The sequence below is a fragment of the Streptomyces sp. NPDC001634 genome, from assembly GCF_040298185.1.
Classification (GTDB): domain Bacteria; phylum Actinomycetota; class Actinomycetes; order Streptomycetales; family Streptomycetaceae; genus Streptomyces.
The window spans coordinates 13,693-36,852 of sequence record NZ_JBEOZU010000091.1 but is presented as its reverse complement, the minus strand read 5'-3'; the positions used below and the strand labels follow the sequence as shown (position 1 = coordinate 36,852).

At 70.9% G+C, this 23,160-nt stretch carries 20 protein-coding genes and 1 pseudogene; 9 read left to right on the top strand and 12 right to left on the bottom strand.

What is annotated here, in order from left to right; all coding sequences use genetic code 11:
- Positions 1 to 248: 248 nt before the first annotated feature.
- Positions 249 to 1,652, top strand: a complete 1,404-nt coding sequence (gene sthA, locus ABT186_RS39260) for a Si-specific NAD(P)(+) transhydrogenase (RefSeq protein ID WP_351929166.1) — start codon at positions 249 to 251, stop codon at positions 1,650 to 1,652.
- 33 nt (positions 1,653 to 1,685) lie between these two features.
- On the opposite strand, the gene ABT186_RS39255 is transcribed toward sthA, so the two are convergent.
- Positions 1,686 to 2,609, bottom strand: a complete 924-nt coding sequence (locus tag ABT186_RS39255; RefSeq protein WP_351226249.1) for an alpha/beta fold hydrolase — start codon at positions 2,607 to 2,609, stop codon at positions 1,686 to 1,688.
- Between the two features lie 116 nt (positions 2,610 to 2,725).
- Between ABT186_RS39255 and ABT186_RS39250 the strand changes: the two genes are divergently transcribed.
- The 3 genes from ABT186_RS39250 (at position 2,726) to ABT186_RS39240 (ending at position 4,427) form a co-directional block, all read left to right on the top strand.
- Entirely contained in the window at positions 2,726 to 3,355 is a 630-nt protein-coding gene (locus tag ABT186_RS39250; protein WP_351226251.1) for a CGNR zinc finger domain-containing protein, read from the top strand.
- Positions 3,356 to 3,421: 66 nt separating this feature from the next.
- Complete coding sequence (locus tag ABT186_RS39245; protein WP_351929164.1) at positions 3,422 to 4,042, top strand: L-threonylcarbamoyladenylate synthase; 621 nt, start codon at positions 3,422 to 3,424, stop codon at positions 4,040 to 4,042.
- A gap of 127 nt (positions 4,043 to 4,169) precedes the next feature.
- Positions 4,170 to 4,427 (top strand): DUF1876 domain-containing protein, encoded by a 258-nt coding sequence (locus tag ABT186_RS39240; protein ID WP_502973474.1) that lies wholly within the window; start codon positions 4,170 to 4,172, stop codon positions 4,425 to 4,427.
- Between the two features lie 9 nt (positions 4,428 to 4,436).
- Here ABT186_RS39240 and ABT186_RS39235 read toward each other — a convergent pair whose 3' ends face one another.
- Complete coding sequence (locus ABT186_RS39235) at positions 4,437 to 6,863, bottom strand: glycoside hydrolase family 65 protein (RefSeq protein ID WP_502973472.1); 2,427 nt, start codon at positions 6,861 to 6,863, stop codon at positions 4,437 to 4,439.
- Positions 6,864 to 6,939: 76 nt separating this feature from the next.
- Positions 6,940 to 7,794, bottom strand: a complete 855-nt coding sequence (locus ABT186_RS39230; protein ID WP_351226327.1) for a universal stress protein — start codon at positions 7,792 to 7,794, stop codon at positions 6,940 to 6,942.
- A gap of 549 nt (positions 7,795 to 8,343) precedes the next feature.
- Here ABT186_RS39230 and ABT186_RS39225 point away from each other — a divergent pair.
- Entirely contained in the window at positions 8,344 to 8,802 is a 459-nt protein-coding gene (locus tag ABT186_RS39225) for a Crp/Fnr family transcriptional regulator (protein ID WP_351226259.1), read from the top strand.
- A 57-nt stretch (positions 8,803 to 8,859) separates the two neighbouring features.
- The gene (locus ABT186_RS39220; RefSeq protein ID WP_351226261.1) at positions 8,860 to 9,513 is read left to right on the top strand and encodes a CBS domain-containing protein; all 654 of its coding nucleotides are present in this window, start codon (positions 8,860 to 8,862) and stop codon (positions 9,511 to 9,513) included.
- A 12-nt stretch (positions 9,514 to 9,525) separates the two neighbouring features.
- On the opposite strand, the gene ABT186_RS39215 is transcribed toward ABT186_RS39220, so the two are convergent.
- From ABT186_RS39215 to ABT186_RS39195, 5 genes are all read right to left on the bottom strand, one after another.
- The gene (locus ABT186_RS39215) at positions 9,526 to 10,119 is read right to left on the bottom strand and encodes an Rv1733c family protein (protein WP_351226263.1); all 594 of its coding nucleotides are present in this window, start codon (positions 10,117 to 10,119) and stop codon (positions 9,526 to 9,528) included.
- Positions 10,120 to 10,131: 12 nt separating this feature from the next.
- Positions 10,132 to 10,884 (bottom strand): CBS domain-containing protein, encoded by a 753-nt coding sequence (locus ABT186_RS39210; RefSeq protein ID WP_351226265.1) that lies wholly within the window; start codon positions 10,882 to 10,884, stop codon positions 10,132 to 10,134.
- Between the two features lie 155 nt (positions 10,885 to 11,039).
- Entirely contained in the window at positions 11,040 to 11,480 is a 441-nt protein-coding gene (locus ABT186_RS39205) for a pyridoxamine 5'-phosphate oxidase family protein (protein ID WP_351226267.1), read from the bottom strand.
- A 67-nt stretch (positions 11,481 to 11,547) separates the two neighbouring features.
- Positions 11,548 to 12,222, bottom strand: coding sequence for a helix-turn-helix domain-containing protein (locus ABT186_RS39200; RefSeq protein WP_351226269.1), 675 nt, complete (start codon positions 12,220 to 12,222; stop codon positions 11,548 to 11,550).
- A 19-nt stretch (positions 12,223 to 12,241) separates the two neighbouring features.
- Positions 12,242 to 13,312, bottom strand: coding sequence for an alcohol dehydrogenase catalytic domain-containing protein (locus ABT186_RS39195; RefSeq protein ID WP_351226271.1), 1,071 nt, complete (start codon positions 13,310 to 13,312; stop codon positions 12,242 to 12,244).
- A 426-nt stretch (positions 13,313 to 13,738) separates the two neighbouring features.
- Between ABT186_RS39195 and ABT186_RS39190 the strand changes: the two genes are divergently transcribed.
- Positions 13,739 to 16,060: a SpoIIE family protein phosphatase gene (locus ABT186_RS39190; RefSeq protein WP_502973471.1), complete on the top strand. Its 2,322-nt coding sequence runs from the start codon at positions 13,739 to 13,741 to the stop codon at positions 16,058 to 16,060.
- Between the two features lie 94 nt (positions 16,061 to 16,154).
- On the opposite strand, the gene ABT186_RS39185 is transcribed toward ABT186_RS39190, so the two are convergent.
- Together ABT186_RS39185 and ABT186_RS39180 are read right to left on the bottom strand one after the other, a co-directional pair.
- A complete protein-coding gene (locus ABT186_RS39185; RefSeq protein ID WP_351226273.1) occupies positions 16,155 to 17,033 on the bottom strand; it encodes a universal stress protein in 879 nt (292 codons plus the stop codon).
- Positions 17,033 to 17,158, bottom strand: a pseudogene (locus tag ABT186_RS39180) (zinc-dependent alcohol dehydrogenase); the annotation flags it as partial. The pseudogene ABT186_RS39180 and the gene ABT186_RS39185, both read right to left, overlap by 1 nt.
- Before the next feature lie 531 nt (positions 17,159 to 17,689).
- Between ABT186_RS39180 and ABT186_RS39175 the strand changes: the two are divergent.
- The gene (locus ABT186_RS39175; protein WP_351929162.1) at positions 17,690 to 19,402 is read left to right on the top strand and encodes a SulP family inorganic anion transporter; all 1,713 of its coding nucleotides are present in this window, start codon (positions 17,690 to 17,692) and stop codon (positions 19,400 to 19,402) included.
- A gap of 63 nt (positions 19,403 to 19,465) precedes the next feature.
- Here ABT186_RS39175 and ABT186_RS39170 read toward each other — a convergent pair whose 3' ends face one another.
- Entirely contained in the window at positions 19,466 to 20,374 is a 909-nt protein-coding gene (locus tag ABT186_RS39170; protein WP_351226277.1) for a universal stress protein, read from the bottom strand.
- Between the two features lie 242 nt (positions 20,375 to 20,616).
- On the opposite strand from ABT186_RS39170, the gene ABT186_RS39165 reads away from it, so the two are divergent.
- On the top strand, positions 20,617 to 21,318 hold the full coding sequence (locus tag ABT186_RS39165; protein WP_351929160.1) for a response regulator: 702 nt from the start codon (positions 20,617 to 20,619) through the stop codon (positions 21,316 to 21,318).
- 13 nt (positions 21,319 to 21,331) lie between these two features.
- On the opposite strand, the gene ABT186_RS39160 is transcribed toward ABT186_RS39165, so the two are convergent.
- A complete protein-coding gene (locus ABT186_RS39160) occupies positions 21,332 to 23,059 on the bottom strand; it encodes a GAF domain-containing sensor histidine kinase (protein ID WP_351929158.1) in 1,728 nt (575 codons plus the stop codon).
- Positions 23,060 to 23,160: the final 101 nt, after the last annotated feature.

The window sequence follows — 23,160 nt, the reverse complement described above, 5'->3', positions numbered from 1 at the left end:
GGGGGGGGGGGGGGGGGGGGGCGGCGCCCCCCCCCCCCCGCGCGGGCGCCCCCCGCCTCACCGCGCGGGGGCCCCGCCCGCTGCGGCGACCCGTGAGCTCTTCCAGCGTCGCGCGCCCGCCCGAGCCGGGGCTTGGTCATGGACGTGACGGTGCGTCCGCCCATCAGATGCCCCACCACGGTCCGCCGGACGGCCTCCTGTCAACTCTGCTCTTTCCGCCAAGGGGTTCGGCCTGTCAGACTCCGGAGGTGCCCGACTTCGACATGCTCGTCATCGGATCCGGACCGGGTGGCCAGAAAGCCGCCATCGCCGCGGCCAAGCTCGGCCGCCGGGTCGCCGTCGTCGACCACCCCGACATGGTCGGCGGGGTCTCCATCCATACCGGCACCATCCCCTCCAAGACCCTGCGCGAGGCCGTTCTCTACCTCACCGGCCTCACCCAGCGGGATCTGTACGGACAGAGCTACCGCCTCAAGGAGGACATCACCGTCGCCGATCTGACCGCGCGCACCCGCCACGTGGTCAGCCGCGAGGTGGACGTCATCCGCAACCAGCTCTCCCGCAACCATGTCTCCCTGGTCGCAGGCACCGGCCGGTTCGCGGACCCGCACACCGTCGCCGTGCGCGAAGCGACGGGCAACGAAAGGCTGTTGAGCGCCGAGCACATCATCATCGCCACCGGCACCCGGCCCGCCCGGCCGGCGAGCGTCGAGTTCGACGGGCAGTCGATCATGGACTCGGACAATGTCCTCGACCTGGAGCGGGTCCCACGTTCGATGGTCATCGTCGGCGCGGGTGTGATCGGCATGGAGTACGCCTCCATGTTCGCCGCCCTGGGCAGCAAGGTCACGGTGGTCGAGAAGCGGCCCGGGATGCTCGACTTCTGCGACGTCGAGGTGATCGAGTCGCTGAAGTACCACCTGCGGGACCTGGCCGTCACCTTCCGGTTCGGGGAGACCGTCGCGGCGGTCGAGCGGCACCCCAAGGGCACGCTGACCGTGCTGGAGAGCGGCAAGAAGATCCCTGCCGACGCCGTCATGTACTCGGCGGGACGGCAGGGCCTCACCGACGAACTGGACCTCGGCAAGGCGGGATTGACCGCCGACGGGCGCGGCCGGATCAAGGTCGACGAGCACTATCGCACCGAGGTGCCGCACATATACGCCGTCGGCGATGTGATCGGCTTCCCGGCGCTGGCCGCCACCTCGATGGAACAGGGCCGCATGGCGGCGTACCACGCCTGTGGCGAGCCGGTGCACGACATCTTCGACCTGCAGCCGATCGGCATCTACACCATCCCCGAGATCAGCTTCATAGGGCGGACGGAGGACCAGCTCACCGAGGACTGCGTGCCGTTCGAGGTCGGTATCTCCCGCTACCGCGAGCTGGCCCGCGGGCAGATCATCGGTGACTCGCACGGCATGCTGAAGCTGCTCGTCTCCCCGGAGGACCGCACACTGCTCGGCGTGCACTGCTTCGGCAGCGGGGCCACCGAGCTGATCCATATCGGCCAGTCCGTGATGGGCTGCGGCGGCACGGTCGACTACCTCGTCGACGCGGTCTTCAACTATCCGACGCTCGCGGAGTCGTACAAGGTCGCCGCGCTGGACGCGACCAACAAGATCCGGCAGATCGACCGGCTCAAGGACTGACGGACCGATGGCCGAGGGCCGGCCGGGCAGCGGTCAGGCGCGCAGGAACGGGAGGAGGTGTTCCAGCAGGGCGTCGGGCTGCTCCTCGGGGACGTAGTGCCCGCAGTCGGGCAGGACGACGCTGTCGAGCTGTCGTGTGACGGGGGCGAGGAGCGCGGCGAGGCGTTCGCCCTGTCCGCGGGCTCCGGCGACGCCGAGTACCGGCATGGTGAGCGGGCGCTGCTTGCGCCGGCCGTTCTGGGCGATGTTGTCGTCCGTGGCCCGGTAGTAGTCGAAGCTGGCCCGGAGCGCCTCGGGGTCGCGCGCGAGGGTTTCGACATAGAAGGCGATCGCGGAGTCCGGCAGCGGGCGTGCGGCTTTGTGGCGGAACTGGTCGCCATAGTAGATGTGCTCACGGCCACGGACGAGCAGTTCGTTGACGGACCGTTTGCGGTTGAAGGAGAAGTGCCACAGCAGGTCGTTCTGCGCCTCGGAGCCGAAGACCGAGACGTCGGGCGCCAGGCCGGGGACGGCGGCGTCGAGCAGGGCCAGGCGTTCGACGGCGTGGCCGTGGTCCGCGGCGAGGGCGTAGCCGATCCACATGCCGATGTCGTGTCCGGCCATCGCGAACCGGTCATGACCCAACTCCCGCATGAGGGCGGCCAGTTCGGCCGCCACGGTGCCGGTGTCGTATCCGCCTCGGGGCTTGTCGGAGGGGCCGACGCCGCGTGGGTCGACCGCGACGACACGGAAGTGTTCCGCCAGGCGCGGCATGACGTGGCGCCACACGTACCAGTTCTGCGGCCAGCCGCCGACGAGCAGGAGGGGTCGTCCTGCGCCGCCCTGCACGATGTGCAGTTCCACGTCGCCGACGCGGACGAGGCTGCTGTCGAAGACGTCCGTGAAGCCGTCGGGGAGCCAGGGGACGCCGGTCACGGTGCCGAAGCCGGTGAGCGGCCGGATGGTCTTGGCTGTCATGCGGGATCTCCCTGTCGGAACCGTTTCAACTGGTTCAAGTGAACCTATTAAGACGGTTCTTCTGGTCCACGTCAATCGTTGGCTCCCCGACCCCGGAGCGCGTACGCTGAACCACCATGACCGGTTCACTTGCCGTCGGGAGCCCGCTTCCCCCGGCCGTCGCGCGCAGCCATCCGGAGTTCCGGCTCGGCAATGAGATCCTCGCGTTCCGCTTCGTCGCCACCCTCAGTGAGCGGCGAGGCGATCCGGTGGAGCGGATCGCGACTCCGGAACAACTGCGAGCCTGGCTCACCGTCAATGGCCTGGGTACCCGGGACATGCCGGTCTCCGAGGCCCTCCTGCGCGACGCCCGCGAGCTGCGTGAGGCCATTCACCGGGCAGGTACCGCCGTGGCAGGCGGCACGGTGCCGGATCCGACGGACGAGGACCTGCTCAACCGGTGGACCGCGCGTCACCGGGCACGGCTCGTCCTGGCCGGCGGCCAGGCGGGGTGGCGGCTCCCCGACGCGGATGCCGCGCGCGCCGCACTCGCCGTCGTCGCCCTCGACGCCGTCGCGACCCTCGGCGGCCATGTCGAGGGTGTGATCAAGCGCTGTGAGCAGCGCACCTGCGGTGGGTTGTTCGTGGATACGAGCCGCGGCGGACGACGGCGCTGGTGCTCCATGGCGACATGCGGAAACAAAGTGAAGAAGGCAAACCTCAAGACCGCGCGCAGCGGCTCGGGGGCCGACACGCCGACCGGCTGACCCCTCCGCGTGTCACTGAGCCCCGTCGCATGGACAGCCCGCCCCCATGTGATCGAGACTCGGCGAATGGCAAGGTACTTCGACGTTCATCCCGACAATCCACAGCCGCGCACCATCCGTCAGGTCGCCGACAGCATCCGCGACGGGGCGCTCGTGGTCTACCCGACGGACTCCTGCTTCGCGCTGGGGTGCCGCCTGGGCAGCCGCGACGGCATCGACCGCATCCGTGCGATCCGCCAGCTCGACGACCGCCATCACTTCACTCTCGTGTGCCGGGACTTCTCACAACTGGGCCAGTTCGTGTACGTCGACAACGACGTGTTCCGCGCGATCAAGGCGTCGACCCCCGGCAGCTACACGTTCATCCTCCCGGCGACGCGCGAGGTGCCGCGCAAGCTGCTCCACCCGAAGAAGAAGACGGTCGGGGTGCGCATTCCCGATCATGTGGTGGCGCAGGCACTGCTGGACGAACTCGGTGAGCCGCTCCTGTCCAGCACGCTGCTTCTGCCGGGCGAGAAGGAGCCGATGACGCAGGGCTGGGAGATCAAGGAGCGGCTCGACCATGCCGTGGACGCGGTGGTCGACTCGGGCGACTGCGGCACCGAGCCGACCACGGTCATCGACTTCTCCAGCGGAGAGGCCGAGATCGTACGCAAGGGCGCCGGCGACACATCACGGTTCGAGTGACGTCGGGGCCCGCCGTCGTGCGGGCGGCGAAGCACCGTTCGGCCTGGACCGCGCCCGGGCCGAGGTGCAGGCTGATAAGGGGGACGAAAGCACTCGATTCGCACCTGTCCTCGCGGAAGTGATCACGATGGAAGCCAAGCAGTGGACCGTGCAGATCTACATCACGGAGGACGGCGACGACACCCGTGCGCGTGCCGTGCTGACAACCCGCGACACCTCGACCGTCACCGGCAGGGGGCTGGCCCGGCGCAATCCCATCGACCGGCCCATCCCCGAGATCGGCGACGAACTCGCCGCCAGCCGCGCGCTGGAGGACCTTGCCATCCGGCTGCACGACGTCGCGTCCGACGACATCGTGCAGTTGGCGGGCCCCGCTGCACCGTGACGCACCCATTCAGTCCGTTCGGTCCGGCCAGTCCGGCCCCGGCCAGTCCGTTCGGTCCGGCCAGTCCGTTCGGTCCGGGAGCACCAGCCGGGACGTCTCCCCCGGCTGGACGCACACCGCGCGGTCCGGCAGCAGGACGTCGATGGGGGCACGGTCGGACGGCGGCACCGCGATCTCCATCCGCCCGTGCTCAAGCCGCAGCCGCACGCCCCAATGGCCGTGGTAACGGATGGCGAACCCGTACGAAGACAGCTCCGGCAGTGGCACCGGGTCGAGCCGGAGTGCTCCGTCCCGGGTCTCCAGTCCGGTCAGTCCGCGTTGGACGAGGTCAAGGGTGCCTCCCATCGCGCCCAGATGGATGCCCTCCCCGGTGGTGCCGCCCTGCACATCGGCGATGTCGCCCCGCAGGGCCTCCTGGAAGCAGGTCCATGCCTCCGCACGTCGGGCACGGGCCAGGACCCAGCCGTGGACCAGGCCGCTGAGCGTTGACCCGTGGCTGGTCCGGGACAGGTAGTAGTCGACGGTGCGCCGCCAGGTTTCCTCGTCGAGCCGGTGACCCAGACGGCGGAAGAGGTCCTGGAGTTCGGACGGTGCGAAAAGGTAACCCAGCATCAGCACGTCCGCCTGCTTGGACGCCCGGTAGCGGTTGACGGTGTCGCCCTCCGCCTCCAGGATCCGGTCGAGCCGCCGAATGTCCCCGTAGCGCTTGCGGTAGCCGTCCCAGTCGAGTTCGGCCAGGTCGCCGTAGCCCTCGAACTGGCTGATGACGTCGTCATGGAACGGCACGTGGAGCATGCGGGACACGTCCTCCCACTGTTCGAGTTCACCACCGTCGAGGCCGGTGAGCTCGACGAGTTCCCGTCGACGGGGTTCGGGGAGGGCGCGCAGCACCTCCAGTGTGCGGGTGAGCACCCAGGAGGCGGTGACGTTGGTGTACGCATTGTCGTCGAGACCGGGTTCCGGGGCGCCCGGATATCCGTCGTGGTACTCGTCGGGGCCGACCACACCACGCAGCCGGTACCGCCCGAGGGTCTCGTCGTAGGTCGCCGAATCCGCCCAGAAGCGGGCGATCTGCAGCAGCATCTCGGCGCCCTTGGTATGCAGGAACTCGGCGTCGCCGCTCGCCTCGCAGTACTGCCACACGTTGTAGGCGACGGCCGAGCCGACGTGCCGCTGGAGCCGGGAGTGGTCGGGCAGCCAGCGTCCGGAGCGCGGGTTGAGGTGCAGCTGCTGTGTCTCCTCGCGCCCGTCGCTGCCGCTCTGCCACGGGTACATCGCCCCTCGGCGGCCGATCGCGCGCGCCGCGGAACAGGCGCGGTCCAGGCGCCGGTGGCGGTAGCGGAGCAGGGCGCGGGACACCTCCGGGAAGTGCAGGTTGAGGTACGACAGCACGAACAGCTCGTCCCAGAAGACGTGTCCGCGGTACGCCTCCCCGTGCAGCCCTCGGGCGGGCACGCCCACGTCGAGGTCGCCGGTGTGAGGCGAGAGCGTCTGCAGGACGTGGAAGAGGTGCAGCCGCAGGATGTTTCCGGCCTCCCCGGTAACCTCGAGGCCGGCCCGCCGCCACAGCTGGTCCCAGGCCGTGAGGTGCCGCTCCAGCAGCTGGTCGAAGCCGGGTGCCTCGCCCACCCGGTCGATCGCGGCACGCAGCGGGTCACTGATCGCGGGGTCGCGCGAGGTGTGCAGGGAGACGGTCTTGTCGATCGTGACCGTCCGGCCGGGGGTCAGGTGCAGCCGCACCCACTGGACGGCGCGGGGGGACGTGTGCCGGGTTGTGACAGGGGCGTCGGCGGTGAGCCGGGCCGCAAGGCCTATGCGGATGTCGGAGGTCCGGGTGCGGCAGCGCAGCCACACCGTGTCCGGGGCGGCGGTGCCGGTGTGCACATGGATCAGATGGCGGCCGTCGAGGTCGCGGTAGCGCGCCACGCCGTCATTGGTCACACCGCCGTCGAGCGCGGCCTCGACCTCCAGCTCGTCGGGGTGGCCCTCGATCGTGAGCTCGGTGCGCAGGGCCGCAAGATGCGGATCGTCCATGTGTACGAGTCGCTGCTGGCGCAGGGACAGCGATCGGCCCTCGCCGAGTCCGTACCGCGTCCGGCGCTCCAGCAGGCCCGAGGACAGATGCAGGACCTGATGGTGGTCGAGTACGGTCCCCGTGTCCGGTGTCAGCCACTGCTGCCCGGCGAGGCGGAAGCGCAGCGGCAGCCAGTTCGGGAGGTTGACCATGTCCTCGTTCTCGACCCGGCGTCCCGCCACCTCGGTGGTGAGCCGGTTGTAGCAGCCGGCCGCATAGGTGCCCGGGTAGTGCACTTCGTCCGCCGCGCACTCGGGGAGCGCTCCGCGAGTGGCGAAGTAACCGTTGCCCAGCGTGCACAGGGACTCTCTCAGGCGTTCGTCCGCGGGAACGTAACCCTCGTACTGCCAGCTCCAGTCCATCACTGCGGTGTCCCTTCGCCGACCCGTCCGGGAACGGTTCTCCGAGGTCGCGTGCGACGGTGCCGCGAGGCGGCGGTCACACCCTCTGCGGCACGATCGCGACCGGGCAGGACGCGTGGTGCAGCAGCGTATGGCCCACCCGGCCGAGTTGCAGGCCGGCGTATCCCTGCCTGCGCCGCCCCCCGATGACGACGAGGTCGGCGGCGGCCGAGCGCTTCAGGAGCACGATGCGGGCCGGCCCCTCGGCGATGGCACGGCGCACCCGGACCCCCGGATGCTCCGCCGCCGCATCCCGGAGCAGGGCGTCCAGCAGGGCCGATGCCTGCTGGTCGGGCGGCACGGGGTGCTCGGTGATCTCGTACGCGGGGCGGCGCCAGGCCCGTACGACGTCGAGGATGCACTTGCGGGCCTCGGCCTCGCGGAAGGCGAACCGCAGGGCCTCACGGCTCGTGGCCGGCTCGCCGACACCGAGCAGGATCCGTTCATGGACACCGGCCAGGCCCGCCTTGTCGCCGCGGATCACGATCACCGGGCAGTGGGCCCGCGCGGCCACGGCCAGACCGACCGAGCCGAGGAGCAGACCCGTCAGCCCGCCGCGGCCCCGGGATCCGGTCACCAGCGCGGTGGCGTTGTGGCCTTCCCGCAGAAGGGCGGACACCGCGTCCTCGGGCAGTACGTCCGCAAACACCTCCACCATCGGGTTGCGCCGCCGTGCGCGCTCCCTGGCGGTGCCGATGATGCCCTCCGCCATCAGTTCTTCGGACGGGCGTTCGAGATTGTTGGCCGTTGCGGCGCCCTCGTAGCGTTCCCACAAGGAGGCGTACACCAGCCGGAGCGGCAGACCGTGCCGGGCGGCCTCGTCCACTGCCCAGTCGACCGCCGCGAGGCTGGAGTCCGAACCGTCGATGCCCACGACCAGGGGCAGTTCCATCCTCTCCACCGCCTTTCGCCGGGCTGCGAAGTCGTGCAGCAGTGGGCTACCCCTCACGGTCGCACCCCGGAGCGCTGCGGCAGGAGGGGCGGTTCGGCCCCCGTCGGGGACGTTCGGCCCATGCCGTGACGCGTCCGCGGAGGCCACGCGGATCCGGTCGGCCGGGCTCCGGGGTGTGCGGGGCCGATCGGCCCTGGCGGATGCTCCGGTGACGTGGTGTGCTGGAGGTGACGGGAAGGGTCCGCAAGAGACGCGGAGAAGCGGCCGGCGGCCGTGCACCGCGCAATCAGGATCCGCGAGAAGCGGATGGGCCCTTCCCGCCCCGTCATGGGGTGTCGACGCCGACCGCACCCTGCGCCGCCGCCCCCGGCTCCCGCCCAGCCCGACGGCGAGTACAGCGACCTCCCTCGTGCCCACCCGGTCGGGGCGCGCGTCCCATCCCCGTCGGTTGGGCCTAACGACCCACTGCCAGGACCGGGCGGCCCGTGGTGCGGAACTCGGTCGCGCGCCCACGCTGGAAGCAGGCGCCGCACGAAAGGACACCGAGCGATGACCTCTGCCACCACCATCGCCGCATCCCTGCCGGCCGACTACCGCGAACGGCTGATGCGGATCGCCCGCGAGGTCTCCTTCGAAGAGGGAACCCGGATGTTCGAGGAGGGCCGGCGCGCCGACCGGTTCTGGATCGTCCGGACCGGGACCGTGGCCCTGGACCTGCACGTGCCCGGTCGCCGGGCCGCCGTCATCGAGTCGCTGGGACACGGCGAACTGGTCGGTTGGTCCTGGCACTTCACGCCCCATGTGTGGCAGCTGGGCGCCGAGGCCATGACTCCGGTGCGGGCCTACGAGTTCGACGCGGTGACCGTACGGGCGATGTGCGAGGAGGACGCCGAGTTCGGCCGCGCGATCGCCGTCTGGGTCGGCCGTGTGCTCGCCCACCGGCTGCACGCGGCCCGTACTCGGCTGCTCGATCTGTACGCCCCCTACGGCAGCGGCAACCGGTCATGAACCTTCTCCCCCTGGAGCCCCACCGTCGACCACACCTGACACCCCGAGGAGGAGACCGTGCCCGGCACCCCGCACGTCGTGAGCGACGTGATGACGCACACCGTCGTCGCCGTCGGCCGTGACGCCCCGTTCAAGGACATCGTCAGGCTCATGGAGCAGTGGAAGGTCAGCGCCCTTCCCGTGCTGGAGGGTGAGGGCCGCGTGGTCGGTGTGGTCTCGGAGGCCGACCTGCTGCCCAAGGAGGAGTTCCGCGACAGCGATCCGGACCGGTACGCCCAGCTGCAGCACCTGTCCGACCTGGCCAAGGCCGATGCGGTGACCGCGGGAGAGCTGATGACCGCGCCGGCGATCACCGTCCATCCCGGCAGCACTCTCGCCCAGGCCGCCCGCATCATGGCCCAGCGCAAGGTGAAGCGGCTTCCGGTCGTCAATGACGAGGGCATGCTGGAAGGCGTCATCAGCCGCGCGGATCTGCTCAAGGTGTTCCTGCGGCCGGACAACGACATCGCCGACGAGGTCCGCCGAGACATCGTCGACGTGCTCTTCCCGGCTCCCGTCGAACCCGTTCACGTGATCGTCACCGAGGGGGTCGTCACCCTCACCGGGAAGATCCGGGACAGCGCCCTGATCCCCGTGGCCGTCCGTCTGGCGCGTGCCGTCGAGGGCGTGGTCGACGTGGACTGCCATCTGTCCGGAACCGACGCGGACTGACCGACTCGCCCGTCAGCCGATCGTCCTGCGCCACCTGGGCCCGACCTGCGCCCACTCCCGGTCCCACTGCTCCATGCGCCGCCGGTCCAGAAGACCGTTCACCAGCCGTCCGCAGACCAGCACCCCGCCGGCGGCGCCGATCCCGACCAGCACGCCCACCAGCACCGCCTGCCGCCCCGCCTGGCCCTCGGTGACCGGCCTGGACACCAGCGCGCCCGCACGGTCCGTCCACACGGTGATCGGGGCGCCCGCCTTCAGTCCGGGTGCGGCCTTCACCAGACCTGTATGCGTCGAACCGTCGACGGCGGTCCAGCGCACCTTCGCCCACACGCTGCCGTCGCTGTACTCGGGCACGGCCTGCGGGCTCGTCGCCGCGTTCTCGGTCAGCACCGCCTGCGCCGCGTACGAATGGGCGCGGCGCGCGGCGAGTCCGTCGTCCAGCGCCTGTGCCGCGGCCCGCCCCGCGAGTACACCGGCCAGGAGGACGAAGAGCCAGGTGACGAGCATGGTCCACGCCTCCAGGCGGTCGCTGCGGCGCCGGAGCGGATTGCGCCGCCACCGCCACAGCCACAGCCTCGTGCGGGTCGTACGACGTGTCGTCGCCATCGGTCATCACCTTCACGTGATGCTTCCGGCCCCCCAAGGCCGTCGTGTGACCTCCGGAAAGTCGGGGTCGAGGTTCGGGCGGCGGGGCGGTCCCATGAGGGCGCAGTCCACGTCCACGACGCCCTCGACGCCTCGCACGAGGCGCGTGACGATAGGTACGACAGTGGTGTCCCGGATACGGCCGGTGAGGTTCACGACACCCTCGCGCACCTCCACCACGACCGGCTCCAGCGGAGCGGGGAACAGGCGGGCCACGATCTCCTGGCGGATCTCCTCGGCGATGTCCTCGTCCTTCCGCAGGAACACGTCGAGCAGGTCGGAGCGGCTGACGATGCCCAGCAGCGTGCCCTCGTCGCCGACGACGGGCAGCCGCTTGACCTTGGCGCGGGCCATGGTCCGGGCGGCCTGCGCCAGGGTGGCGTCCGCGCGGACGGTGACGGCCGGAGCGGTCATCAGTTCCTCGGCCGTCACGGCGTCCGCCTTGACGAGGTGGGACAGCCGCTCCAGCCGGGCGGTGGGAGTGCTCTCGGCCGAGCCGAGCCGGGACCGGGAGAGGCCCGGGTCGCTGTCGCGGAACTCCTCCTTGCGCAGCAGATCGGCCTCGGAGACGACGCCGACGACCCTGTTCTCCTCCTCCAGTACGGGCAGGGCGCTGACTTTCCACTGCCGCATGGCCCTGACGATCTCCTTGAACGTCGCCCCGCGGTCGAGCGCGACGACTCTGCGGGTCATGACATCGCTCACGAGGCGCGGAGTGGGGTTCATGGTGTCCTCCGGTGGTGCTGGGCGGGGACAGGGTTTCGCTGCTCGTTCGCTCCTCCCTCCTCGCTCCTCCCTCACCCTCTTTCGCTCGACCTCTTTCAGCCACCCTCTCTCGTTCACTCTCTCTCGTTCGCTCTCCTTCCGCTCCCGCTCCCCGGTCAGGACGAGAAGTCGGCCGCGTGCAGGGTGCCGCCGCCGACGAGTTCACGGCCCGTGACCAGCTCCGGCTCGATGCGTACGAAGACCTCCTCCGGCGCAGGAACCCAGGAGCGCGGGCCCGTGCGGGCCAGACGGTCGCGCTCGGCGGGGTCGGTCACCACTGCGGCCGGACCCGTGACGACGACGCTCCAGCCGGAGTGCGCGGCCGCGTCGACCTCGTCCGCCTCGAAGGCGACCACCGAACCGTCGATCGCACGCACCAGCTCCGAGGCGGCCGAGGTGCGCAACAGAACCGCGCCGTCGCCGTCCAGGCAGAAGTTGAGCGGCAGAACCGCGGGCAGGGCGTGACGCGTGTGGACGATGCGGCCGACCGGGACCTTCGTCAGCAGACGCAGGCATTCATGGCGTGCGAGTTCACGGAAACCGTCGTTCGGGTACATCAGTCAGTCCGTCTTTCGCCTGGTGCGGCGGTGCTGCCGTATGGCTGTGTCCTTCGCCTGGGCCCTGTCACACGGTGATGCGCCGCCCGGTGATGCTGAGGGGGTCGATGCGGATCCACAGATCCCGTTCTCCTCCCGCCCAGGGCGCACTGTGCGCCAGCTCCTCCAGTCGCCGTACGGAGTCGGCATCCGTCACGACGCTGGCGTGTCCGCGTACCAGTACGCTCCAGCCCTGGCTGAACGAGGCATCGATACGGTCGACCTCGAAGGCCACCTGGGAATCGGGAGCATGCGACGACACAGTGTCCGGGGCGGTCCTGAAGACGATCGAGTCGCCTACGACGCCGTAGTTCAAGGGGACGATCACCGGCCCGGAGCCGGTGGGCACCGCGAGCCTTCCCACACCGTGCGTCGAGAGCAGGTCCCGGCACTCCTGTGTGCTCAGTTCGGTGAACTTCGGATGCGCGCCGGCCTGCCCCAGACCGGGCGGCAGATCGACGTCACCGCCGGTGAGCTCCAGCACCGTGGTCTCGAGTGCACCGGCCAGCCTGAGAAGGGTGCTCACGCCGGGCGCGGCGGTGGGCTGCTCCTCCAGGTACTGGAGGTAGCTGGAAGCCATGCCCGCCCGGTTCGCCGCATCCTCCCGGGACAGTCCGAGTTCCTCGCGCCGCAGCGCGATCCGGCGCCCGAGGTTGCCCGCCGGGTGGCTCTCCGACGTGCCCGACGTTGCCTGTGCGGCCATGGCTCGTCACTTCCTCTCGTCACGCCGCCCGGACGGCGACGACTTCGTGCTGCTGCCCGCCCAGTACCACCTTGAGCGCGCCGGTGTCGGCACCGCGGCCGAAGACGTCGTACGCCTCCTCCATCTGGTCCAGCGTGAAGGTGTGTGTGACCAGCGACGAGGTGGGCAGCCGGCCGGCGGCCGCCATCCGCAGCAGGGTGGGCGTGGAATAGGTGTCGACGAGGCCGGTGGTGATGGTCAGGTTCTTGATCCACAGTTCTTCGAGGTGGAGTGTCGCGGGCTTTCCGTGCACGCCGATGTTGGCCACGTGCCCGCCGGGACGCACCATACGGGTGCACAGCTCGAAGCTCTCCGGCTCGCCGACCGCCTCGACGACCACGTCGGCGCCCAGCCCGTCCGTGAGATCGGCGATCAGTTGTTCGGGGGCCTCCCGGGCGTCGGCCAGGGCGTCGGCACCCAGCTGTTTGGCGGCGTCCAGCCGTGCCGCGGCCAGATCCACGGCGACGATGCGTTCGGGGGCGAACAGCCGGGCCGTGGCGATCGCCGCGAGCCCGATGGGGCCCGCTCCGACGACGGCGACGGTGTCCCCCGGCCGTACGTGTCCGTTGAGCACGCCCACCTCGTAGGCGGTGGGGAAGATGTCCGCGAGCAGCACGGCGTCCTTGCTCTCCACCGCACCGGGCAGTGCGTGGACGGACAGGTCGGCGTAGGGGACGCGGATGTATTCCGCCTGCGTGCCGTCGATCAGATGGCCGAGAATCCAGCCCCCGCCGCCACGGCACTGGCCGTACGTCCGCTCCCAGCAGTAGCCGCACCGGCCGCAGGCGGTGATGCAGGAGACCAGGACGCGCTCCCCCGGCTGCACGGTGTGCACGTCGCGGCCGATCTCGACGATCTCACCGACCGCCTCGTGGCCCAGCACGGTACCGGGAGGTACCTCGGGCAGGTCGCCCTTGAGGATGTGCAGGTCGGTTCCGCAGATGGTGACGGTGTCGACGCGCACGATCGCGTCGGTGGGGTCCTTGATGCCGGGGTCCGGGACGTCCTCCCAGGCGGACTGTCCAGGGCCGTGGAAGACAAAGCCCTTCATGACGATCCTTCCTTCCTCCCCCCACAGGCTCGGTCCGGGGACTCGCCCCCCGGCTCGGGTCCTGGGGACGCGCCGGAAGCCGGTACCGCCGGGCACCGTCCGACACGATGCCGGGATTGCCCAGCACGTCCAGCTTGTCCGACCCCTTCGAGGATGCGCTTGGGCCGGTCGGCCCTCATCGTGCGGCCGGGGGGCCGGCCGGTGCGGCTCGGAGCCCGCGGCGGGGTGCGGTCGGCCGGCCCCGAAAGGGCCGGACACGGTTGCCGCCACTGCTGCGGAGAGCGGACGGACGCCGACCAGGAGCGATCACCCGGGTCGTCGTCGCGGACATGTTCGACCGTTGTGGGGCCACTAAGCGACATGCCGTCGCGGAGCCGGGCGGGTTGCGCTGAGATGGCCGGTCTCATCGTGAGCCTGGGGGCGGGGATGAAAACGAGCGACTTGGCCGAAGCGCTACGGCCCGATCCCACCGACGTGGTGGGGCAGGAGTTGTGCCGGTGCGGTGCCCGGATCCACATGGACGGTCCGGGAGCCGCCGAGGAGAAATTCCGGGGGCTGCTGGAGGCTGCGCCCGACGCCATGGTGATCGTGGACGACACCGGGACGATCAGACTGGTCAACGCCCAGACCGAGGCACTCTTCGGCTACCGACGCGAAGAACTCCTCGGCCACCCCGTCGAACTCCTCGTCCCCGGCCGCTTCCGCACCCACCACACCGAACACCGCAACGCCTACGCCCACAACCAACAGGTCCGCCCCATGGGCGCCGGCCTCGACCTGTACGGGCTCCGCAAGGACGGCACCGAGTTCCCCGTCGAAATCAGCCTCAGCCCACTGGAGACCGCCGACGGCCTCCTCGTCTCCGCCGCCGTACGCGACGTCAGCGAACGCAAGGCCGCCGAGGAAAGGTTCCGGGGGCTGCTGGAGGCTGCGCCCGACGCCATGGTGATCGTGGACGACACCGGGACGATCAGACTGGTCAACGCCCAGACCGAGGCACTCTTCGGCTACCGACGCGAAGAACTCCTCGGCCACCCCGTCGAACTCCTCGTCCCCGGCCGCTTCCGCACCCACCACACCGAACACCGCAACGCCTACGCCCACAACCAACAGGTCCGCCCCATGGGCGCCGGCCTCGACCTGTACGGGCTCCGCAAGGACGGCACCGAGTTCCCCGTCGAAATCAGCCTCAGCCCACTGGAGACCGCCGACGGCCTCCTCGTCTCCGCCGCCGTACGCGACGTCAGCGAACGCAAGGCCACCGAGGAAAGGATCAACGAGCTCGCCGCGATCGTCGAGTCCTCGCAGGACGCGATCCTCGCGAAGACCCTCGACGGCCGCATCACGTACTGGAACGCCGCGGCCCAGCGGTTGTACGGGTTCACGGCGGCCGAGGTCCTGGGCCGCCATGTGTCCCTGCTGGCGCCGCTCGACCGGCAGCACGAGATCACCGCACTCCTCGACCGGCTGCGGGAGGGCGAGAAGGTCGAGCACTTCGAGACCCTGCGTGTCACCCGCTCCGGTGACATGCTGGACGTCGATGTCACCCTCTGGCCGACCCGTGCCCGCAACGGTGCGGTCATCGGGGCGTGCGCGATCGTCCGGGACATCAGCGACCGCAAGCGTGCCGAGACGGAACTGACGGAGCTGTACGAGCAGCAGCGGCACATCGCCCTCACGCTGCAGCGCAGTCTCATGGGCACACCGCCCGCCATCCCTGGCCTCGCCACCGCCAGCCGCTACCTGCCCGCGACCCAGGGCGCCGGCGTCGGCGGCGACTGGTTCGACCTGATTCCGCTGGGCGCCGGCCGGGTCGGTGTGCTGATCGGCGATGTGATGGGCCGTGGTCTGGAGGCCGCGGCCGTCATGGGCCAACTCCGGTCCGCCGCACACGCATTGGCCAAGACCGGGCTGCAGCCTCGTCAGCTGATGCAGGCCCTCGACAGCGTCGTCGCCGACCTCGACGTCCCCGACCAACTGGTCACCTGCTGCTATCTGATCATCGCTGCCGATACGGGAGAGGTCACCGTGTGCTCCGCCGGGCACCTGCCGGTTCTCGTCGCGGTCCCCGGTGAGGGCGCCCGGCCGCTCCCCGCGCCCGTGAACGCGCCCCTCGGCGTCGGCGGCGTGATCTACGAGCAGTGCTGCACCACGATCGCGCGTGGTGCCACCCTCGTGCTCTACACGGACGGTCTGATCGAGACCCCGGGCAGCGACATCGAGGACCAGCTCGTCCAGCTCGTCGTCACCCTGGACAAGCTCGTGGCCGAGGGCTCCGGCCTGGAGGACGCGGCCGACCACGTTCTGTCGACCCTGCTGCCCGACGCCGACGGCCATGACGACGTCACGCTCCTGCTGACGCAGCTGCCCGCGGCTCCACTGGCCACCGCCACGACGGACCTGGCCCCCGTTCCGGCGTCCGTGCCGGAGGGCCGCGACTTCCTCGACAGGACACTCGGCGCGTGGGGCTGCGCGAACTCGCTGGACGACGCCCGCCTCCTGCTCTCGGAAGTCCTCACCAACGCCGTGCAGCATGCACCGGGCCCGATCGGCGTGCACGTGTGCCGCACGGACACCGACCTCACCGTCGAGATCAGCGACCGCAGCCCGCACCTGCCCCAGCCGCGGCTCGCGGCCGAGGACGAGGAGTCGGGCCGGGGCCTGCTTCTCGTCCGGGCCCTCGCCGACGACTGGGGGGTCAGGCCCACGGACGAGGGGAAGACGACGTGGTTCAGCCTCAAGCTGTAGGCCTCAAGCTGTGGGCCTCAAGCCGTAAGTGGCGGGCTCCATGCTTCGGGCCTGCACGACTTCGGCCTCGCCTCCCACTGCCGCAGGTGCTCGGTCAGGCCCGCCGCGGTACGACGGCGACCGGGCAGCCGGAGTGGTGCAGCACGGTGTGGGCGACGCGGCCGAGCTGGAGCCCGAAGTGCCCGGGGTGGCGCCAGGCACCCAGGACCAGCAGGTCGGCGTCGTAGGAAGCGTCCAGCAGAACCCTGCGGGCGGGTCCCTCGGCCGTACGACGGTGCAGGTCCACGTCCGACGGAACGTCCCACAGGGCCGCGTCCAGCGCCACCGCGGCCTGCTTTTCGTGCAGGCGCGCGGGTTCGCCGGCGAGCAGGATGTGATCGTTTCTCTCATGCGCGGGGCACCGCCAGGCCCGTACGGCCTCCAGGGGCACACGGCGTTGCCGCGCCTCCTCGGCGGCGAACCGTACGGCCGCCGAGTCCGCAGGACGGTCGCCCACACCGACCACGATGCGGCCCCGCATCCCGCACCGCGCCTGGTTGTCGTGGCTGCCGCGCAGCACGATCACGGGGCAGTCGGCGCGGGCGGCGACCGTGAGGCTGACGGAGCCGAGGAGCAGCTCGGCGATGGCGCTGCGGCCGCGGCTGCCCACCACCAGTGCGGCGGCGAGGCGCGCTTCTCGTATGAGCGCGTACTCCGGTTCCTCGGCCAGGACCTCGGTGGCGACCTTGAGATCGGACTGGCGCCGGTGCGCGCGGCGCGCCGCGGTCTCGACGATGTCCTCGGCCCGTGCCCGTTCCGACGCCTGGTCGGCGTCCTCCGCCAGGACGGACCCTTCGTAGCGTTCCCAGAGCGACGCGTACACCAGCCGCAGCGGCAGCCCGCGCAGGGCGGCCTCGTCGGCCGCCCAGTCCACGGCCCGCAGGCTCGGCTCGGACCCGTCGACGCCCACCACCAGCGGGAGTTCCACCTTCATCACCCTTCGGTGCCGAGATCGAACACGATCCGGGCCTTGATCCGGCCCCGCAGCACCTCCTCGATGGACTCGTTGACGGAGTCGAGGGGCCGGGTCTCCCGGATGACCCGGGTACGGCCGGCCGCGATCGTCGGCACCCGGCAGGACCTGACGGAGGTGTTCCGGCTGCACGATCAGGCAGGGGCTCCCGGATGTGAACCTTGAGCGGCTGGTCGCGCTGCTTGGCCTCGCGTGCCGCCCTCCCCCACTGCCTCAAGGGCGTGGGAGGTGCCCCCATGGCGGCGGCCCGGCTCTCGGGCGAACCGTCGAGGCCGACGGTGACGGGGCGGGGCATGGTCTCCACCTCCTGAGTCGGATCCCCGTTTCCGGGTATCCACGTCCACCGTCGTATCCACGGGGCGCGGGGTGCAGGGGCCGCAGGTCCCGGGCCTGGGCCGACCGGCCCATGGGAGCGGTCGGCGCGACGCGCCGTACGGTGGTTCCGACGGCGTGACGGAGGCGGAAGCCGGCTGAACGACCCGTTCCCCGAGGCCTGTTGGCCGACGTCCCGGTATTCGGCCGCCGGGAGAGGACACGGCCTGTCTCACCCGTACCGCCCGGCCTCTCGCGGGTGTCCGTCCCGCGGTGGATCCTTGGATCACGGTGGAAGGAGGCCGATGTCGAAGGGCTCGGGCGGGCGCGTTCCGGGTTGGCGCCGTCTTGTGCCCGGGGTCGGCGCTCTCGTCAACTACCGCCGCTCGTGGCTGAAGGGCGACCTGCTGGCCGGAGCCACGGTGGCCGCGTATCTGGTGCCCCAGGTCATGGCGTACGCGGGCGTGGCCGGGCTGCCTCCGGTCACCGGGCTCTGGGCGATCCTGCCTGCCCTGGCTCTGTACGCACTGTTCGGCTCCTCGCGTCTGCTCTCGGTCGGTCCGGAGTCCACGACCGCCCTGATGACGGCGACCGTGGTCGGCCCGCTGGCCGCCGGGGATCCAGGCCGGTACGCCGCGCTGGCCGCGGCCCTGGCGGCCACAGTGGGGCTGCTGTGCCTGGTCGCACGGGCCGTGCGGCTCGGCTTCCTTGCGGATCTACTGTCACGGCCGGTCCTGATCGGCTATCTGGCGGGTGTGGCGCTGATCATGATCGTGGACCAGTTGCCCAGGCTCACCGGCGTACACACGACCGGAATGGAGTTCTTCCCCCAACTGTGGTCGTTCCTCGTCCATGCAAGGGACATCGATCCGGCGACCGCCGCCCTGTCCGCCGTCGTGATCGCGTTCCTCCTCCTGGTGGCACGGTTCTTCCCCACCGTCCCCGGCCCGCTGCTCGCCGTGGTCCTCGGTACGACGGGCGTGGTGGCCTTCGATCTCGACGACCGGTACGGCATCAAGGTGATCGGCCAGGTTCCCTCCGGGCTGCCCCGCCTCTCCGTCCCGGACCTGACCCAGCTGCCGCACCTGGTGCTGCCCGCCCTGGGGGTTCTCCTCGTCTCCTACACCGACTTCATCCTCACCGCCCGCGCGTTCACCGGCCGCGACGACGAAGGACCCGGGCTCGACGCCGACCAGGAGTTCCTCGCCCTCGGAGCAGCCAATCTGGGCGCGAGCGCCCTCCACGGCTTTCCGGTCAGCAGCAGCGCCAGCCGCACCGCGCTCGCCTCTTCGACAGGCGCCCGCAGCCAGGCGTACTCACTGGTCGCGGGCGCGGTGGTGCTGACCGTCCTCCTCTTTCTGAGTCCGCTGCTCACCCGTACGCCCGCGGCCGTCCTGGGCGCGCTCGTCGTCTACGCGGCGCTGCGCATGATCGACCTCGGGGGCTTCCGCCGCCTGGGGTCATTCCGCCGTAGGGAGCTCCTGCTGGCCCTCTGCTGCCTGGCGGGAGTGCTCGCCCTGGACATCCTGTACGGGGTCCTGGTGGCCGTCGGGCTGTCGGTGGCGGAGCTGCTGACGCGGGTGGCCCGGCCGCACGACGCCGTCGAGGGCCTTGTTCCGGGTGTGGCGGGCATGCACGACGTCGACGACTACCCGCAGGCCCGCACCATTCCCGGTCTGCTGGTCTACCGCTACGACTCGCCGCTCTTCTTCGCCAACGCGGAGAACTTCCGGCGCCGGGCCCTGGACGCGGTCGACGAACAGAAGGATCCGGTCCGCTGGTTCCTCCTCAACATGGAGGCCAACGTGGAGGTCGACATCACCGCTCTCGACGCCGTCGACGAGCTGCGCCGCGAACTCGCCCACCGTGGCGTCGTCTTCGCCCTCGCCCGCGTCAAGCAGGACCTGCTGGACGATCTGAGGGCCTACGGCCTCACGGACTCCGTCGGCATGGACCGCATCTTTCCCACGTTGCCGACCGCCGTGGCCGCGTACCGGGCGTGGTGCGGCGATCAATAGGCCGGCACGAGGAGGCAACTCGCCTTCTCCCGTACGGCTCGCATGCGCCGTCCGGGCGCCGGCTCAGGCGTGCGGGACGACGGCGACCGGGCAGCCGGCGTGGTGGAGCACGGCGTGCGTGACGGAACCGATGTGCGTGCCGAGCCGGGCGTCCCGCGTCCGGCGCCCCACGACGACGAGCGAGGCGCGGGCGGACGCACGGACCAGCTCCGGGGCGGCCCGCCCCCTGAAGACGGTCCCGGTCACCGGGACCCCGGGGATCTTCTCGCGCCACGGGCGCAGCATCGCGGCCAGAAGGTGTTCCCGTTCGGCCGCCGGATCCTGCCGGGACGCCGGGCCCGACCGGCCGTGGGCCGCGTGGGCCGGCGCCATGCCGCAGGCGTGGATCACGTGCAGCGAAGCCCCGCAGCGCCGCGCGGCCTCGAAGGCGAACCCGATCAGCTCGTCGCTGGGGTGCCGGGTGTCCAGTCCGAGGACGACATCGCGGAACGGTGTCTCCGGTATCTCGTCGGGCGAGACTCCATTCATGGCCGGCAGGTGTTCGTCGGCGGAGGTCTCGCCGGCGCGTACGAGGACCAGCGGACACGGGGCCCTGGCGACGACGCGCTGGGACACCGAACCGACCACGAATCCGGTGATGCGGCCGAGACCGCGGGATCCGAGCACCAGCAGCTCCGCATCCCCGGCCTCCGTGAGAAGGACGGTGACCGCGGACTCGGGCACCAGCTGGTCTTCCACCGTCAGCCCCGGATGCGCGGCACGGACACTGCCGGCCGCCCGCTCCAGGGTCTGCTCCGCCAGGAGGCGCAGGGTCGCGTCCGCGGGTACTGCGGGTGCCGGCTGCGGCTGCCCCTTCCAGGCGTGCACGAGACGCAGCGCGCCACCTCGGCGCAGGGCTTCCCGGGCGGCCCAGTGTGCGGCTGCGAGACTCTCGCCGGATTCGTCGACTCCCGCGGTGACGTGCCGAACCATGGTGCGCACCTCCTTCGGGGGCTGACTGCCCAACGCCCCCCGAACGCCTACGCCGGGTCGTCCTCCCGGTCTCGTCGAACGTCGTCTCCCAGTCTCGTCGAGCGTCGTCCTCCGGTCTCGTCGGGCGCCGTCTTCGCCTCGGACGAGAGCACCTTGGAGGAGCATGGTGGATATGAGTGGGGCCGGTCGGCCCTCACTCGCAGTCCCCAGTCCGCCCTCCACTCGGGAAACCAGAGGTCCTCATGGCCGAGGCGCGCACCTTCAGCGAGCAGAACCCCATCCGGGTCTTCCTGCTGGACGACCACGAGGTGGTACGACGGGGCCTCGCCGATCTGCTGGACGCCGAACCCGACATCTCGGTGGTCGGGGACGCCGACACCGTCGAACAGGCGCTCAACCGGGGCCCGGCGGTGCGGCCGCATGTGGCAGTCCTCGATGTGCGCCTCCCGGACGGCGACGGCATCACCGTCTGCCGTGAGCTGCGCAGCCGGATGCCGGAGCTGGCCTGTCTGATGCTGACCTCCTTCGACGACGAGGACGCACTGCTCGACGCGATCATGGCCGGAGCCTCGGGCTATGTGCTCAAGCAGATCAAGGGCTCCGATCTGGTCTCGGCTGTGCGCACCGTCGCCACCGGACAGTCCATGCTCGACCCCGCGACGACCGCCCGACTGATGCGCTCGTTGCGCTCCGACCCCGCCGAGCAGTCGACCGTCCCACCCGAGCTGGCGAGCCTGTCGCCGCGCGAGCGGGACATCCTCGCGCTGATCGGGGACGGGCTCACCAACAGGGAGATCGGCAAGAAGCTCTACCTTTCGGAGAAGACCGTCAAGAACCACATCTCCCGGCTGCTGGCCAAGCTCGGGGTACAGCGCCGCGTCCAGGCCGCGGTCCTCGCCACCCATCTCGAACCGCCGCGGTCCGGGGACCGCACCGCCCGCTGAGCGGAGCGCGCCGTCAGCTTCCCGCTACCGGCACCCGCCATACCAGCCGCGTCCCGCCGCCCCGGCGGCATTCGCCCAGGGTGAGCGTGCCGCCCAGTGCGACGGCGCGCTCCTCCAGGTTCCTGAGCCCGCTGCGCGTGACACCCGCAGGTACCCCACAGCCGTCGTCGGCCACCGTGAGCGTCAACTCGCCCTCGGCGCACCGCAGATGCACGTCCACGGAGCGTGCCCCGGCGTGCCGGGCCGTGTTGCTGAGGGCCTCGCCGAGGACCGCGATCACATGATCGGCCACGTCGCCGGGGACATCGGTGTCCACGAGACCCTCGATCCGCAGCGCGGGGGTGAAGCCCAGTGAAGCGGCCGACGCCGTGATCGTCTCGGACACCCTCCTGCGCAGGCCGGCCTCCTCCTTCGGCCCGCTGCCATGCGTCCGCAGACCGAAAATGGTGGACCTGATGATCTTGATGGTCTCGTCGAGGTCGTCGACGGTCCGCGACAACCGCTCGACGGCCTCGGGGTGGTCGACGAAGCGCTCGGTGCTCTGCAGGGTCATCCCGGCCGCGAACAGTCGCTGAATGGCCAGGTCGTGCAGATCGCGGGCGATGCGGTCGCGGTCCTGCAGCAGGGTGATCTGCTCCGCGTCCCGGCGCCGCTCCGCAAGCTCGAGGGCGAGTGCCGCCTGCCCGGCGAACCCGAGCAGCGGCCCGGAGTCGGCGTCCGTGAACGCCGTGCGCCCCGCCGCACGGCCCAGCAGCAGCACCCCGATGGACTTGCCGCCCGCGCCCAGCGGCACGCCGACCACGGGTCCGAGTCCGGCCCAGAGCGCGGAGTCGGGGTCGGTCCGGGGGTCGTGCCGGATGTCGGCGCTGACCACCGGCTCCGCCGTGCTGAGGACGGCCTCCACGAAGCCGTCCTGCCCTGTCAGTACGAGACCCCGCCGCCGCTCCGCCGCGAGACCCACCGCGAGCAGCGGCCGCAGCACCTCCTCCCCGGGCACCCGCTCGGCGATCATCCCCACATCGGCGGAGACGATCTCCCGCGCCTGCTCGACGATCAGCTCCAGCACGTCCGCGCTCGGGGCACCCGACAGCAGCGCGCTGGTGACCTCGGAGCTCACCCTGAGCCAGCGCTCCCGCAGCCGCGTCTCCTCGTACAGCCGGGCGTTGTCGATGGCGATACCGGCCGCCACCGCCAGGGTGGAGAGCACCGACTCGTCCTCGGCATCGAACTCCGCGGCGCCGCGCTTCTCGGTGAGGTAGAGGTTCCCGAAGACCTTGTCGCGCACCCGGATGGGCACTCCGAGGAAGGAGTGCATCGGCGGGTGGTGGGCCGGGAAGCCGTAGGAGGCGGGGTGCTCCGAGATCTCCGCGAGGCGCAGCGGCTCGGGGTGCCGGATCAGCTCCCCGAGGATGCCGTGTCCGCTCGGCAGCGCCCCGATGTCCGCCCGTTCGTCCTTGCTGATGCCGACGGTGTGGAACTCCGAGAGCATACGGTCGTCACCGATCACGCCCAGCGCACCGTACTCGGCGTCCACGAGCACCACGGCCGCCTCGACGATGCTGCGCAGGACCTGCGGCAGGTCCAGCTCCCGGCCGACCGACAGCACGGCTTCCAGGAGGCTGTGCACCCGGTCGCGGGTGCCCCGTGCCGCGTCGATACGGGACTGCAATTCGTCCAGAAGCTCGTCCAGCCGCAGCTTGGGCAGGCTTTGCTCAGAGCGCCCGGGCCCTTCCCCGCTCATCGCTTCCTCCGACCGAACAGACAGACAAAGGTGCGGATCAAGGGCAAACCCTCAGGCCTCAGGATACTGGGTGGAGCGTCTTCCGGAGGACCCTTGCTCAC

Bases quoted from the DNA above. Each gene is read 5' to 3' on its own strand.
- ABT186_RS39255 (WP_351226249.1), bottom strand. From the start codon at position 2,609: ATGACAGCCAAGACCATCCGGCCGCTCACCGGCTTCGGCACCGTGACC.
- ABT186_RS39250 (WP_351226251.1), top strand. From the start codon at position 2,726: ATGACCGGTTCACTTGCCGTCGGGAGCCCGCTTCCCCCGGCCGTCGCG.
- ABT186_RS39245 (WP_351929164.1), top strand. From the start codon at position 3,422: ATGGCAAGGTACTTCGACGTTCATCCCGACAATCCACAGCCGCGCACC.
- ABT186_RS39240 (WP_502973474.1), top strand. From the start codon at position 4,170: ATGGAAGCCAAGCAGTGGACCGTGCAGATCTACATCACGGAGGACGGC.
- ABT186_RS39235 (WP_502973472.1), bottom strand. From the start codon at position 6,863: ATGGACTGGAGCTGGCAGTACGAGGGTTACGTTCCCGCGGACGAACGC.
- ABT186_RS39230 (WP_351226327.1), bottom strand. From the start codon at position 7,794: ATGGAACTGCCCCTGGTCGTGGGCATCGACGGTTCGGACTCCAGCCTC.
- ABT186_RS39225 (WP_351226259.1), top strand. From the start codon at position 8,344: ATGACCTCTGCCACCACCATCGCCGCATCCCTGCCGGCCGACTACCGC.
- ABT186_RS39215 (WP_351226263.1), bottom strand. From the start codon at position 10,119: ATGGCGACGACACGTCGTACGACCCGCACGAGGCTGTGGCTGTGGCGG.
- ABT186_RS39210 (WP_351226265.1), bottom strand. From the start codon at position 10,884: ATGAACCCCACTCCGCGCCTCGTGAGCGATGTCATGACCCGCAGAGTC.
- ABT186_RS39205 (WP_351226267.1), bottom strand. From the start codon at position 11,480: ATGTACCCGAACGACGGTTTCCGTGAACTCGCACGCCATGAATGCCTG.
- ABT186_RS39200 (WP_351226269.1), bottom strand. From the start codon at position 12,222: ATGGCCGCACAGGCAACGTCGGGCACGTCGGAGAGCCACCCGGCGGGC.
- ABT186_RS39195 (WP_351226271.1), bottom strand. From the start codon at position 13,312: ATGAAGGGCTTTGTCTTCCACGGCCCTGGACAGTCCGCCTGGGAGGAC.
- ABT186_RS39190 (WP_502973471.1), top strand. From the start codon at position 13,739: ATGAAAACGAGCGACTTGGCCGAAGCGCTACGGCCCGATCCCACCGAC.
- ABT186_RS39185 (WP_351226273.1), bottom strand. From the start codon at position 17,033: ATGAAGGTGGAACTCCCGCTGGTGGTGGGCGTCGACGGGTCCGAGCCG.
- ABT186_RS39175 (WP_351929162.1), top strand. From the start codon at position 17,690: ATGTCGAAGGGCTCGGGCGGGCGCGTTCCGGGTTGGCGCCGTCTTGTG.
- ABT186_RS39170 (WP_351226277.1), bottom strand. From the start codon at position 20,374: ATGGTTCGGCACGTCACCGCGGGAGTCGACGAATCCGGCGAGAGTCTC.
- ABT186_RS39165 (WP_351929160.1), top strand. From the start codon at position 20,617: ATGGCCGAGGCGCGCACCTTCAGCGAGCAGAACCCCATCCGGGTCTTC.
- ABT186_RS39160 (WP_351929158.1), bottom strand. From the start codon at position 23,059: ATGAGCGGGGAAGGGCCCGGGCGCTCTGAGCAAAGCCTGCCCAAGCTG.